Source organism: Dyadobacter soli, from assembly GCF_900101885.1.
GTDB classification, from domain to species: Bacteria; Bacteroidota; Bacteroidia; order Cytophagales; family Spirosomataceae; genus Dyadobacter; species Dyadobacter soli.
In genome coordinates, this window is record NZ_FNAN01000027.1 from 77679 (window position 1) to 92118 (window position 14440).

A 14440-nucleotide genomic window follows, 5' to 3' on the forward strand; every position below is an offset into this window, starting at 1 on the left:
ATATGTATCTTTGCCGTTAAATGTAATTTTCCGTATCCTGACTCATTATGGTTTCCGAACTGATCAAATCGGCATTAGGCCGCCTGCGTATCATCGCATTTCTTGAAGGCATTTCCTATCTCGTACTCTTGGGCATCGCAATGCCCCTCAAATATCTCGTGGGCATTCCGCAAGCTGTTCGCGTCGTCGGTATGGCACACGGCATATTGTTCGTCCTTTTTGTGCTTTTGCTTATCCAGGTTGCTACCGAAAAAAGCTGGTCGTTCAAAAAGTCAGCCTTATCGTTCATTTCTTCGCTGATACCTTTCGGGACTTTCTATGCAGATTCCCGCTGGTTCAGAAATTGAGTTTTCCTGAACTTTTATATTCCTAAACACCCCTTGAACCAAGTGCTACGTACCTTTATCCTAACCCCTTTCATTTTCTGTTTCATCATTTTTCAAAGCATTGCCCAGAAACCGAACGAAAACTATCAGTACCACATCCATTCCGCCACTTCACCTGTCAAAATCGATGGCGTAGCCGACGATCCCGCGTGGGCGGCGGCCGAAACGGCGAAGGACTTTTTCATGATCACGCCCATGGATACGAGCTTTTCCAGGGCGCTGACGGACGTGAAATTGTGTTACGACAAACACAACCTTTACATCCTGGTTGTCAACTACAAACCCATCAACGGCTCGCTGATCGTGGAATCGCTGAAACGCGATTTTGCATTTGGGAAGAATGACAACTTCCTGCTTTTCATGGATACCTTCGACGACAAAACCAACGGTTTTTCATTCGGTGCCAATGCGGCTGGCGCACCCTGGGACGGCCAGCAGGGCGACGGCGGTACGGTTGACCTTAGTTGGGACAACAAATGGGTGAGTTCCGTGAAGAATGAGGATGATAAATGGGTGTGGGAAGCAGCTATTCCGTTTAAAAGCATTCGCTATAAGCCCGGTATCACACGCTGGGGGATCAATTTCAGCCGCCAGGACCTTACTATCTCCGAAAAATCGTCGTGGGCGCCCGTGCCGCGCCAGTTCCCGTCCGCGTCGCTCGCCTATACGGGCGTGCTCGTGTGGGACACACCTCCGCCCACGCCCGGCCCGAACATTTCCGTGATCCCTTACGCGGCGATGCGCATGACCAAGGACCACCAGAATGATATTGCTACCAAATACAAACCCACCATCGGCGGTGACGTCAAAATAGGGCTTACCCCTTCGCTGAACCTCGATTTGACCGTCAACCCGGATTTCTCGCAGGTGGATGTGGATGTGCAGCAGACGAATCTCGACCGTTTCGAACTCTTTTTCCCGGAGCGCCGGCAGTTCTTCCTCGAAAACGCCGATCTTTTTGCCAACTTCGGGTACGCTACCATTCGCCCTTTTTTCTCGCGGCGCATCGGTTTGGGCGTCCCGATCCAGTTTGGCGCGAGGATGAGCGGTAAAATCAATAAAAACTGGCGCATTGGTGTGCTGGACGTGCAAACCGGCTCCAACGATACGCTTACGCCGCATAACAACTACGCCGTGTTCGCATTGCAGCGGCAAGTGCTGGCGCGCTCCAATGTGCGTTTCATTTTTGTCAATAAAGATGCGACCAATTACACGCTCGAACGGCATTCGGCGACGAACCGCTACAACCGGAACGTCGGTGCGGAGTTCAACCTGGCGAGCGCGAAGAATCTCTGGACAGGCAAAGTAATGGTCCTGAAATCCTTTACACCGGGCAAGTCATCCGACGATTTCACCCATGCCGCCGATTTGAAATTCACCAAGGCAAACCTGATATGGCAATGGCAGCATGAGTATGTGGGAAAAAATTACAATGCAGAAGTGGGTTATGTGCCCAATGCAGTGCGAAATGGCTATTACAAGATCAGTCCCAATGTAGCCTACCTGTTTTTCATTAAACACCCGAAAATCATCAGCCACGGGCCGAAACTCGTGAACAATACTTACTGGGACAAAAAGTTCGATATGAGCGACCGCGAATTCATTTTGTCCTACAATGTCAACTTCATCAACCGGGCGACGGTATCCCTGTGGGGTTCGAGCAATTACGTGCGCCTGCTGCGCCCGTTTGACCCTACCAACCTCGGCGGCGCCACGTTGGCAACCGGTACTGAGCATAACTGGAAAGCCGTCGGTTTCGACATTGTTTCCGGCCCGCAGAACCGGCTTACCTACCTCGCATCAGGTATTTTGGGTGGCTATTATCAGAATGGCAAGCGCAACAACCTCAAAGCGGAACTTGGTTACCGTGTGCAGCCTTACGTCGCCATTACGATGGCCGGTAACTACAACGATATCCGCCTGCCCGAACCGTGGAAACGCACCCAGCTCTGGCTCGTGGGCCCGCGCGTGGACGTGACATTCACCAACAGCCTGTTTTTCACAACATTCATGCAGTACAACAATCAGGCTGACAATATCAACCTGAATGCCCGTCTGCAATGGCGCTATAAGCCCGCTTCCGATCTTTTTATCGTCTATACCGACAATTATCTTCCGGAAAACTTTAAGGTCAAAAACCGGGCGATCGTGCTGAAATTCACCTACTGGTGGAATCTCTAATAAAACACTTCGATATTCTTTTGTTTGAGCTGGCTCAACTGCTCGCTGTATTTACGCTCGGCATCCTGTCCCAAAAACGGGTTGCCGCGTAAATGCAGCTTGTCGAGCTTGCGGATCTGCAAAAGCTGCACGGGAAAGTCAGGGAAGTTGTTCCCCGATAAATCCAGCTCCTGCAAATTGGTGAATGCTACGAGCTGCGATGGGAATGTAGTCAGCCAGTTGTAGCCGAGATCGACAATCCGCAACTCTTTCATACGCGTGATGCGATCGGGCAGCTTGCTCAAATGGTTATGATGCGCGTAGAGCGTGTGCACACGTTTCAGCTTATCAATGCGCTTCGGCAATTCGGTGATATTGTTGTGCGAAACTGCAAAATGCGTCAGGCGTTTCAGTTTTGTAATCGATTTCGGCAGGGCTTCGAGTTTGTTATAATAAACATCCAAAACTTCCAGACGACGCATCTTGCCGATGCCTTTGGGTAACGCGGTGAGTTCGGCTTTGTAAAAATTGATGTCCTTCACGGGTTTCAGTTTCCGAAAACTGGCATTGGTCAGGCCGGTCATCCGGTTGTTACCTAGCCACAGCGTTTCCAGTTTTTTGCAGCTGCGTGCCGCTCGCGGAATGTTGGTAATGAGGTTGCTTTGCAGGTTAAGGAGTTGCAGTGATTTGTTTTTACCAATGCGGATGCTGTTATCCCGCAGTATATTTTTGCTCAGATCAAGGTATCGCAATTTAGGCAGACGTGCCATATCGAGATCGATGGATTCGATATCGTTGTCGGACAAAAACAGTTCCTCCAAATTAGGGAAGCGGTATATTACTTGCGGAAGGGTCGTGAGCAAATTTTGCGCAAGGCCAAGCGTCTTCACTTTTAAACTGTCTTTGGTAGCCAATGCCTCGGCCAGGCCATTTACCACACTATCCTTCTTTGTATGCGGCTTGGTAATCGCCCGGGTATAAAAGCTTACATACACTTCCATGGACATTTGGGAACCGACGGTCCTCCGCGAGACGAAATCCGCGAGATGCGGCGCAATTCGAGTGGAAATAATCGCTGCCAGCGAGTCGGCCACGGAGGTATCTTCTTTCTGCTTACCGTCTGCAACACGGAAACCACGTGTGACGGTCAACATCAGGTAGTCAATCTTTCCTTCTGCATTCAGGCAAAGCGTGTTCCAGATCGTATAGTCCTTGAACTTATCCGTTTGAAGGACCTGTTCGTAAGCCTTTTCAAATTTCGTCTGCACGCTATGCGGCTTTTCTCGCACCTGCCCTTCGATAGTGGGGTATTCCCTTTCAAGCTTCCGGGCGAGCTCTTTGGAAACATCTTTTTGCACTAACACAACCGGCTGGGCCAACAAGTTAAGGCCCGTAACAACAAGAAAAACAGTTAGGAATATTTTCATGACAGGCAGTATTAAGTGAATACACAAACATAACTAAAAGGCTAGTTATATTATTATACTTACTTATATATTTTCTATCCGAGGTAATTTTGAATGATTGAATGATTGAATGATTGAATGATTGAATGAGTGAATTTTCAATGAGTGAATTAGCCGCCGTGGCACGGGGAATGTGTGGGGACTTGTATGAGATAAATGCCGTTGGGCATGTAATATTGGTAGCAAATCGTCGCAAATGAGGTTCAAATGCCGTCAGGCATGTAACAACAATGCTCCTGCGGTCATTATTGTTGTTGCATCCCTGACGGGATTTTGAAAACACACGGCCATCATTTGCTACCGATATTACATTGCTACGCGATTAAATCATCCCCCGTTCCACGGCCGCCTATTCAATCATTCAATCATTCGGTCATTCAAAATTATTCACACATTCCCCGTTCCACGGCGGCTCATTCACACATTCACACATTCACTCATTCCACGGCGGCTCATTACTTACTCCTCTCAATCGTATATTGAACCAACTGCTCCAATGAGCGGCGGTGGGGGGAGTCTGCAAATTCGTTGAGCAATGCGAGCGCTTCCTTCACATACCTTTCCATTACTTCCTGCGCGTAACGCAGGCCGCCCGATTCTTTTACGAATGCGATTACTTCGCTTACCTTGTTGGGTTTGTGGCTTTCGTTGCGGATAATGTTGATAATGCGGCGTTTTTCGAGCCAGGGGGCGTGGTTGAGGGCGTAAATGAGCGGAAGCGTCATTTTCTTTTCCTTGATATCGATGCCGAGCGGCTTGCCGATCTCGTCCTCGCCGTAGTCGAAAAGGTCGTCTTTGATCTGGAATGCCATTCCTACCTTTTCTCCGAATGCATGCATCTTGTCCACCACTTCCTTGGCGGCACCTACCGAGCTTGCCCCGGCGGCACAGCAGGAAGCAATCAGCGAGGCGGTTTTCTGGCGGATGATTTCGTAATAAACCTCTTCATTAATGTCCAGCCTGCGGGCCTTTTCAATTTGCAGCAGTTCACCTTCGCTTAGCTCGCGGACGGCCGTAGATACGATTTTAAGTATTTTGAACTCCTCGTGATCGACCGAAAGCAGCAGACCACGCGAGAGCAGGTAGTCGCCCACGAGTACGGCGATCTTGTTTTTCCATAAAGCATTGACGGAGAAAAAGCCCCGGCGGTAGTTGGAATCGTCCACCACGTCGTCGTGCACGAGGGTAGCGGTATGCAGGAGCTCGATCATCGCGCCGCCGCGGTAGGTCGATTCGGAAATATCCCCACAAACTCCCGCGGAAAGGAACACGAACATCGGGCGCAGCTGCTTACCTTTCCGCCTCACGATGTAGTTCATGATCTGGTCCAAAAGCATTACTTCGCTTTTCATAAACTGGCGAAACTTCTGCTCGAAAGCTTTCATTTCATCCGCAATAGGAGCCTGGATATCCTTTATTGAAAGGGTCATATTCATGTGCGAGGGCTTCAAGGTCCCTCCTGATATTAAAAGGAAGCGGACAGGGGCATGAGTTTATGAATATGTTCGTTTTACCCTCTGAACTCTGATCTTCAAATTTGGAATAAAATCTTCTGTTTATATCAATTTTAAACCGAAAATGTTTAGAATTGAACAAAGGCAAGGGCGTCCAAAACGCCTGAAACCCGACGGCCGATGGCCGGATTACAAACTAAACCACGTAAACCAGTCGATATGAAAGCACTCGTTCTTGGCGGAGGATCCATGAAAGGCGCATTTCAGGTAGGTGTGATCCAGGCAGTCCTGGAAAACGGCTTCGAGCCTGAAATGGTGTACGGAATTTCAGTAGGCTCGCTCAATGCCACGTTCCTTGCGAACGAAACCGGCAAGCAAATGGCCGAAAATAAGAAGATAGACTGGCCGCTGGCTGGCCGCAAGCTGCTCGAATTCTGGATCAAGAATATCACTCAGCCACAGGATATTTCCACATTGCGCTCCCGGGTAATGCTCGGAATGAATACATTAATGAGCCGTTTTGATGGCATCGTCGACCCCTCGCCGCTGCACCAGCTCATCCGCAAGCACCTGCACGACGATTACCTCCGCGATACCCCCATTAAGGTAAAAGCCGGGGCCGTGAATATCGAAACCGGTGAAATGAAATACGTATCCACGCAGGACCCGCATTATGTGGACTTTGTGTATGCCAGCTCGTCCATTCCAATGCTGATGCCGGCAGTGGAAATCAACGACCATCTGTACCTCGATGGCGGCTTGCGCGAGGTGGCGCCCATACGTGAGGCCATCGAAGACGGCGCGACGGAAATAATCCTCATCGGCTGCCATTCTCCCCTGCTCTACCAGCCGGAAGGCATCAATACCCGCAACCTGATCACCCTAATTGAGCGCGTAAGGGACATTACCGTGAACCAGATCGTGAACAACAATATCCAATGGGCCGAATCGTACGTGGATCGCTCCAATTTGCGTGGCAAGCCCATGAAAATGACTGTGGTAAGGCCATTAACACCGCTGTTCCTCGACTTGCAGCACTTCAATTCCGAAGACATTTCCCGGCTGATCATCGAAGGCTATAAAGCGGGCGTGGAATCGATTTTGAATGCCGAAAAAGGCGGAGACTCGGCAATTACGCCTCCGGCAGCCACCAGCCGGACTGAACGCGGCCCGGCCGAACGCGGCCCGGCCCTAAATGGGTCTGTACACACCGAACCAAACAATGTCACATAAGAATGAAAAACCAAACCCGGCAGATATGCACAGCATTGTTGCTCGCTGCCCTGTCACACACTGTCCAGGCCCAAACCGGCGATTGCCGGTTTAAAGACGCCGAGGCCCTGAAAAGCTACCTGAAACCCGGCAAGCGCACCAAGCCGCTGATCATGGCGCATCAGGGCGGCACCGAAGACGGCTTTCCCGGCAACAGCATGGCCACATTTGAACGCACGTATTCCAAAGTACCTTGCGTACTGCTGGAAATCGACGTCCGCGCTACCGCAGACAGCCTGCTGGTCATTTCCCACGACGACGACCTCGCATTGAAAACCAATGGTAAGGGATTATTAAGTAAAAAGAAGTGGAAAGATGTCAGCAAATTGAGGCTGAAAGATTCCTATGGCTCGATGACGGAGTACGCACTCCCCACATTTCAGGATGTATTGAACTGGTCGGCAGGTAAAAACCTGGTACTGATTGTCGACAAAAAGCCGGAAACCAGCATTACCCAAACCATTAAAATGCTGCAAGGAACGGGTAATCTCTACAAATCGGTGCTGATCTGCTACTCATTGAAAGAAGCGCAACTGGCACACAAACTCGCGCCGCAGCTCATGCTGGCGGTCGGATTCAACAGCCCCGAGCACATCGATGCCGTCGAACAATCGGGACTGCCATTGGAACAGCTTGTAGCCCTAACCCCGCGTGAATTGCAGGACGGCCCCTTTTACCAGCGCATTCACGACCTGAATGTAGCCTCGTCACTGGGCACCAACGGTAATATCGACACGCTCCAAACCACCGAATCGCGGCCATTGTACCAGAAGATCTGGGATACGGGCGGGCCGGACATTATTTGCACGGATAACCCGATTTTGGTGCAGAGTATTTTTTATAAGAAGGATTGAAAGGGCGATCCGCGTAGGGAGGAAAGGAAGGAAGGGAAGGAAAAGATGTCAGCCTAAGCGGAGTCGAAGGCATCCATACCGGACACCTTCGACCGCTCCGGCGGCCCGGTCTGCTCAGGCTGACATTTTACTATTAGAAGCCTGCCTATTCCTAGTTAAAGATATAACGAATACCCAACTGTGCTTGCCAAACATCGTTGATCGTTCTTGACTTCACGAATGCGTCGCGCAACAGAACAGGTTCGCCATTTACAATCTGCGTACCCATGCGGTAGGTTGGCGTTCCGTCCTGGGTTACGCTGGCGAAGTTGAGCGGGTTGGACGTTGTGGTGTTTGCCGCAGCAGTTACCTGGTTGGCTACGCCCCATTTGCTGTTGATCAGGTTACCCAGGTTGAAAATATCGGCACGGAGGCGGATGATATTCTTCTTGTCCTTCTTACCCACTTTTACGTAGAAATCCTGCTCTACGGTAAGATCGAAACGGGTCAGCCATGGATATGCACCGCCATTACGCTCGGCATATTTGCCCTTTCTTTCTTTCAAATAAGGGTGATTGTCTATGTACTTCTGGAATGCCTCTGTCTGCTGCTCAGGCGAGAATGTGTAAGTTTTCTTGTCGACAACCGTAGTCAGCGTCTGGAATGTAAGGTCGCTTGCTTTGTTCGGCACAAAGATCAGGTCGTTGTTCTGACCGTCGCCGTTCAAATCCGTGGCGCTGGCGTAAGAGATTTTAGTACCGCTTGAAGAAACACCACCCAATGTTACCATCGTAGCTCCACCGAATTTACCGCCATATTCCTTGCGGTAAGAAACGTAGCCTACAAAGCGGTGACGAACGTCGTTACCCGAGTAAGCCAGGTCGAGATAATTCAAACCATTCACACCCGGCACATTGCCTTCCACGGTAGAAGATACCGAAGCGACATCCTTCGCCATACCGTAAGTATAACCCACCATTCCACCGAGGCCGTTTGTAGCCGCTTTTTCCAGTTTACCTGTCAAAGAGTAGGAATACCCTTTGTTGGTGTTGGTCAACACGTACACGTTAGAAACCTGGTCATTTACCAGACGGGCCGCATTCACCTGCGCGCTCGGCAAGCCGGAAGCCGGGAAACGGTCGCGGCTGTCAGGGCCTGTGAACTGCGCATTAGGTGCTTTCAGGTTCACGTCGATGTAGCGAAGCGAGTTGTAGTTTTTGTTGAAAATACCTTCCACAGTCGCCACTACACCCCAGCCCAGTTGCTGATCGATACCGATATTGCTTTTCCAGATTTGGGGGAGTTTCAGGTTTTCATCCGAAGCATTCACCTGGTAGCCTGTCAGCGGTCCCGCATCTTTGGGATTGTAGCGGCTTGGATCCAATGTAAATGGAAACTCGGTCGTGTTGTTTCTTGCGACCGTAGCAGAATTCACGCCATTTGTACCCAACTGATTGGAAATCAACACATAAGGAATGCGAGACAAAAACAACCCGGTTCCACCGCGCACCTGTGTAGTACGGTCACCTTTCACATCCCAGTTGAAGCCGATACGCGGTGACAGGTAAACCCGGGCTTTCGGAACATTGCCTGTATTTACTTTATACACTTCACCAGCCGGATCGCGGAAATCGATTTTTGCTACATCCGGGTTGAAGTACTGCTCCGAAGTGTTAGGAATGGTGATCAGGTCGCCACGAAGGCCTACTGTCAACTTGAAATTAGGCGTAGCCTGGAACTCGTCCTGCGCGTACAAGCTGATCGTCTGTGTTTTAAACACCTGCCATGGAGCAGCACCGCCCGGAAGCAATGAGAAACGATAGTTGAAACGCACCACGGTATCAGGAGCGGTTGTCAGGTCCTTGTTAGCCAGGTATGCATTGGCCGCATTCTTGAAATCCTGGATCGATTTGAATACCCAAACACCATTCGACGTGGGGAAAAACAAGTTGTTCGACTTGAAGTATTCGTAAGATGCACCGACCGTAAGCGTGTGTTTTCCTGCAAAATAAGTCAGGTTATCGGTGATGTTAAGCGTCGAGTAATCGAGTCGGTTGTTCGGTGTAAATGGATCCGAACCGATGGTCGTGTAGGTAGATCCGTCTTTCTGGATTTCGATGGTCGGGAAGATCGGTGCTTTGTATTTACGGTCTTCGATCTGCTTGTTATAGGTAGCGATCAGGTTGTTGGCGAATTTACCGCCGAAGTTCGAGTTCAATTCCGCTACGAATGAACGGGTGTTGTCCTGAATGATATAACCTGTGTTTTGCGGAGAAATCGCGAGGGCCGAGTTGGTACGGTTACCGAAACCCGCCGTGTTGGAGCTGCTGCTCTGGCTGATCAGTACGTCTGAATCCGAATCGTGGTGCGAGTAACGCAATGTCAGCTTGTGCTTGTCGCTGATGTTATAGTCGATGCGGCCGAGGAATTTCTTGCTGGTGTTCTCGTTGTTGAAGCCGTCCAATGCGCCCACGTCATAGCCAAACTTCTCTTTCATGAAGGAAGACAGGTCTTCCATATCTGCCAGTGTGGTGCGTGAAATGTTGCCACCTGATCCCTGGCCGCGGTTCAGCACGTAGTCGAGTGCAGGGCTGGAACGTTTTACAAACTCACCATTCACAAAAAAGAACAGTTTGTTTTTGATGATCGGACCGCCGAGACGGAAACCGGTCGTTTTTTCATTGAACTCGGCAACTTTGAAATCAGTACCGTCGATTTTCTTTCCTGCCAGGCTCTTGTTTTTGAAGAAATGGAATGCCGAACCCGAGAATTCGTTCGTACCTGAGCGCGTTACCGCGTTGATACCCGCGCCCGCGAAGCCCGACTGGCGCACATCATAAGGAGCGATGTTGATCTGCACCTCTTCGATCGCATCAAGGGAAATCGCCGTAGAACCGGTACGACCACCGGCCTGCGCCTCGCTACCCAAACCGAAGCCGTTGTTGAACACGGAGCCATCGATTGTAAAGTTGTTGTAACGACTGTCCTGCCCGCCGAAAGAGCGGCCGTTGCTGTACGCATTGTACTTGGTAATGTCGTTCAGCGTACGTCCGAGTGTAGGAAGGCTTGTAATGAGGCCTTTGTTGAATGTCGTGGCGGCACCTGTGCGGTCGGAGCTGAAAATGTCGTTTCCGGCACCGGTAACCACTACTTCCTGCAATTCGGTGGAACCGTCCTTCAATTCGAAGTTGACGTTGGCCGCGGTACCGAGGTTAGCGAAGATGTTTTCCTGCGACTGCTCGTTGAATCCCACGAAGCTTACCGTCACTTTGTAAGGTCCACCCACGCGTACGCCCGGGATGGTGTAGAGTCCTTGCTCGTTGGTTACCGAGCCGTATTTTGTTCCCGACGGCTCGTGTACCGCTACGACTGTGGCGCCCGGAAGGAGTTCTCCTTTGCCGTCCGCAACACGTCCCGTAATTGCTGATGAAGTAACCTGGGCTTGCGCCGCCGGTCCAAATAGAGAGAATAGAAATGCGGTAACCGCGAGGCACACCGCCCGGAAGAGTAAACTTTTCCCGTTCATAAATTTGGTGATTTGGTTTGTAAGAATACTAGCGGATTCATTCTAGCAGGATGAATAATTGATGCAAAATAATAGGTTTTTAGGTTCACAAGCAAAAGCCTAAATCCTACTAAAATACAATACTAATCTTCATAACTAGCTGATCTATTGGAATAATGCACATTCGTGTACCAATACTTCAATATTTTCTATTTTACCAAATTATTAACAAATCGAGAGAAGGGCCGCAAGCTTTTGAATGGCAGATTTGAGGGAGAAAAAAAGATTTTTTATCTGTCCGGCAGCAATTATTATACCACGAGGTAACCGGCGTTTACCAAATTGTTAAATTTTAGCAATACAGGATTTTTTCCTTCCCGGAAATCCTTACAACCTTTGCGATGTTTCAAAAGGGACGGCCGACCACCGAAGATGGACAGTAAGACCATAGACTGGCGATGGTCCATCGTCCATGGTCTACTACCGATCGGCGGTCAGCGGTCGGTGGTCGGCCGTCAAAAAAACGTTACCATTCAACAACCCCATGCAACTCAACTTTAAACAAATAGGCGACACGGGTAAGCCGCTGATCATCCTCCACGGTGTTTTCGGCTTTCTCGACAACTGGCTTACGATTGGGAAAACCATTTCGGAACATGGTTATCGCGTTTACCTCGTCGATCAGCGCAACCACGGCCGCTCGCCGCACGAAGCGCCGCTCAACTTCCCCACGCTCGCAGCCGATTTGAAGGAATTGCTGGACCATCAAAACATCGAATCACCGATCCTGATCGGCCATTCGATGGGCGGAAAAACAGTGATGGAATATGCGGTGATCTATCCGGGCACTTTCGATGCATTGGTGGTGGTCGACATCGGCCCAAAAGCCTACCCTATTCATCATACCAAAATCCTCAAAGGCCTGAATGCGATCCCGATCGACCAGATCGAAAACCGCAACCAGGCCGACGAGATCCTGAGCGAGTACGAGCCACTGCTGGGTGTGAGGCAATTTTTGCTTAAAAACTTATACAGAAAGGATGAGGGCGGTTTCGCATGGCGCTTTAACCTGCCGCTGCTTACAACCGACATGGCTAATGTGGGCGCGCAGATCAAATCCGACGCACCGATTGATACCCCGACGCTGTTCATGCGGGGAGAAAATTCGAATTATGTACTGGATGAAGACCTGGAAGGCATGCTCGACCTGTTTCCGAATGCACAACTAAAAACGATCGAGGGAGCAGGGCACTGGGTGCAGGCTGAGCAGCCGAAGGCGTTTGTCAGCACCCTGCTGGAATTCCTGAATGGGGCTATCTGACGTATTTCATTCGCGGCGCATTGCATGTACCTATGATGAGCTGGTCGTCGCTGAGGGATATTTCCCAGGTAGGGCAGGTAACGCAATTCAGTTTTTCGCATTGCGCATTATTCGGCAGTGCTGTCTGCGGCTTCACGTCCACCAGCTGGCCGTTGATGATCATGGTGGCTGGTGCGCAGCAGCGGGGAGTTCCGTCCACATTGAGCACCACGCCGTCGCCGCGGAATATCAGTGAATCGGACTTTGCAGCTGCAATGGGCTCCCAGGTACTTTTGTTGTCCAGTGATGACCGCTCGATTTCAATAGCGTGCCAGACGCCTGTTACGCCCGAGAAAGCGGCGTTGGGAGCCAGATCGTCGAAGCTATCCTTTTTACAAGACAATAACCACACCAAAATGAGGGGTATGTATAATAGTCTTTTCATACTTATTAAATAATTTTATTTACTCCGAAGATTCACAATCAGGTCTTTTGGTTGGAACAAAATAAAAAAATGAGACACCTATGAACGATTCCGGGATTTCCCTGTACTTAATCCCTACGATACTGGCCGAAGGCACCCAAAACGATGTCCTTTCGCCGCAAATCAAAGATGCCGTGCAGCACCTGGATGTTTTCTTCGTGGAAAATATCCGCACGGCAAGGCGCTTCATCAGCAGTCTGAAACTCGGCAAGGTCATCGACGAGCTCACATTCATTGAACTGAATAAGGATACGCCCGAAACGGAGACAGTTGCATCGTTGCGAAGCCTTTCGAAAAGTGCCGGTATCATCTCGGAAGCGGGCTGCCCGGGCGTAGCCGATCCCGGGGCCGTGGCTGTGCGCATTGCGCACGAGTTGGGCATACGTGTGGTACCGCTGGTAGGGCCATCGTCTATCTTGCTCGCATTGATGGCCTCGGGCATGAGCGGGCAGTCGTTTGCCTTTCACGGCTACCTGCCGATTGATAAAATGCAGCGTAAAAAGGCATTGCAGAGCCTCGAACGAAATGCGCGGCAGTACCAGCAGACGCAGATATTCATGGAAACGCCTTTCCGCAACAACCAGTTGCTCGAAGCGGTGATCGAAGCCTGCTCGCCCGACCTCGCATTGTGCATTGCCGCGAACGTAACCGCGCCCGACGAGCTGATCCGGACCATGCCGGTCCGCAAATGGAAGGCGCAAAAGCCCGATCTGCATAAAATCCCTGCGATTTTCCTGATCGGATAGACATTTGATGAATGCTGTCTTAACTTTACCGGTTACAGCGCAGAAGGATATCGGCCTGTCTTTCGTTCTTTTTGTAAACTGCATTCACTTTGAAAAAATACATTCTGATAGCCATTCTGGCAGCGGCGGGGTTGTGGAGCTGTAACGAGGACAGCCTGGATGCCAGCATTACCGTGGACTCCAACTTCCAGAGCTCAGCCGTGGGTCGCGATGGCTGGATACATGGATATGCGGGATACGCGGCAACAGCCGATACCACCCAGTTGGACACGGTGGCTGCGACAGCGCTGCTGCCGCGCGGCCTTGACACCACGCAATACGGTTACCGCATCCTGTCCAGGTATTCCAAAGGCAATATGTTCGCGTATCTCAAAAAGCGGGTAAGCGGTTTCACACCCAACAAATCTTACGAAATGACGTTCCAAGTGGATCTGGCGACGAGATACAGCGCAAGCGCCATTGTCGACAAGGTTACCTTTAAAGCGGGTGTATCCAGGATCGAACCGGTAACGACGAAGCTTACCTCGGGTATTTATGCATTTAACCTCGATAAAGGTACCGGCACCCAGGTTGGAAAGGATGTATTGCTCAGCGGGAACATCACCAGTACCAATCCCGATAGCCGCTATTATACAATATTAAGGTATTCCAATGACGGACAACCCGTTACGCTTACCTCCAACGAAAAGGGCGAGCTATGGTTCTATGCCGGAACCGATTCGGACTATAAGGATACCACGGTATTTTACTTTGACCGCATCATTGCCCGGTTCAAAGAACTGTAAAGTGTTTTGTAAATTCGCGCCCATTCATTAACCCACAATATCCCTACCG

The 14440-nt window shown here is 50.3% G+C and carries 11 protein-coding genes; 7 read left to right on the forward strand and 4 right to left on the reverse strand.

From position 1 onward, the window contains the following. Window positions 1-47: 47 nt before the first annotated feature. On the forward strand, window positions 48-347 hold the full coding sequence (locus BLQ88_RS32865) for a DUF3817 domain-containing protein (protein WP_090157263.1): 300 nt from the start codon (window positions 48-50) through the stop codon (window positions 345-347). A gap of 42 nt (window positions 348-389) precedes the next feature. Continuing rightward, a complete protein-coding gene (locus BLQ88_RS32870) occupies window positions 390-2567 on the forward strand; it encodes a DUF5916 domain-containing protein (protein ID WP_090157288.1) in 2178 nt (725 codons plus the stop codon). Here the strand turns inward: BLQ88_RS32870 and BLQ88_RS32875 are convergent. Both BLQ88_RS32875 and BLQ88_RS32880 read right to left on the reverse strand, forming a co-directional pair. Then, window positions 2564-3973 carry a leucine-rich repeat domain-containing protein gene (locus BLQ88_RS32875; protein ID WP_229212966.1) on the reverse strand — a complete coding sequence of 470 codons (1410 nt, stop codon included), beginning with the start codon at window positions 3971-3973 and terminating at the stop codon, window positions 2564-2566. The two genes, BLQ88_RS32870 and BLQ88_RS32875, sit on opposite strands and share 4 nt — an antisense overlap. Before the next feature lie 494 nt (window positions 3974-4467). Further along, window positions 4468-5442 (reverse strand): polyprenyl synthetase family protein, encoded by a 975-nt coding sequence (locus BLQ88_RS32880; RefSeq protein WP_090157290.1) that lies wholly within the window; start codon window positions 5440-5442, stop codon window positions 4468-4470. Window positions 5443-5685: 243 nt separating this feature from the next. Between BLQ88_RS32880 and BLQ88_RS32885 the strand changes: the two genes are divergently transcribed. Next, window positions 5686-6699: a patatin-like phospholipase family protein gene (locus tag BLQ88_RS32885; RefSeq protein ID WP_090157264.1), complete on the forward strand. Its 1014-nt coding sequence runs from the start codon at window positions 5686-5688 to the stop codon at window positions 6697-6699. Window positions 6700-6701: 2 nt separating this feature from the next. Further along, window positions 6702-7592 carry a glycerophosphodiester phosphodiesterase family protein gene (locus BLQ88_RS32890; protein ID WP_090157265.1) on the forward strand — a complete coding sequence of 297 codons (891 nt, stop codon included), beginning with the start codon at window positions 6702-6704 and terminating at the stop codon, window positions 7590-7592. Between the two features lie 151 nt (window positions 7593-7743). Here the strand turns inward: BLQ88_RS32890 and BLQ88_RS32895 are convergent, their stop codons facing one another. Beyond that, window positions 7744-11097, reverse strand: a complete 3354-nt coding sequence (locus BLQ88_RS32895; RefSeq protein ID WP_176885182.1) for a TonB-dependent receptor — start codon at window positions 11095-11097, stop codon at window positions 7744-7746. A gap of 523 nt (window positions 11098-11620) precedes the next feature. Between BLQ88_RS32895 and BLQ88_RS32900 the strand changes: the two genes are divergently transcribed. Continuing rightward, entirely contained in the window at window positions 11621-12397 is a 777-nt protein-coding gene (locus tag BLQ88_RS32900) for an alpha/beta fold hydrolase (RefSeq protein ID WP_090157266.1), read from the forward strand. Here BLQ88_RS32900 and BLQ88_RS32905 read toward each other — a convergent pair. Beyond that, window positions 12390-12821 (reverse strand): hypothetical protein, encoded by a 432-nt coding sequence (locus BLQ88_RS32905; RefSeq protein WP_229212967.1) that lies wholly within the window; start codon window positions 12819-12821, stop codon window positions 12390-12392. The genes BLQ88_RS32900 and BLQ88_RS32905 overlap by 8 nt on opposite strands. A gap of 80 nt (window positions 12822-12901) precedes the next feature. Here BLQ88_RS32905 and BLQ88_RS32910 point away from each other — a divergent pair, with 80 nt between their 5' ends. After that, window positions 12902-13606, forward strand: a complete 705-nt coding sequence (locus tag BLQ88_RS32910; RefSeq protein ID WP_090157267.1) for an SAM-dependent methyltransferase — start codon at window positions 12902-12904, stop codon at window positions 13604-13606. 89 nt (window positions 13607-13695) lie between these two features. Next, a complete protein-coding gene (locus BLQ88_RS32915; protein ID WP_090157268.1) occupies window positions 13696-14391 on the forward strand; it encodes a hypothetical protein in 696 nt (231 codons plus the stop codon). Window positions 14392-14440: the final 49 nt, after the last annotated feature.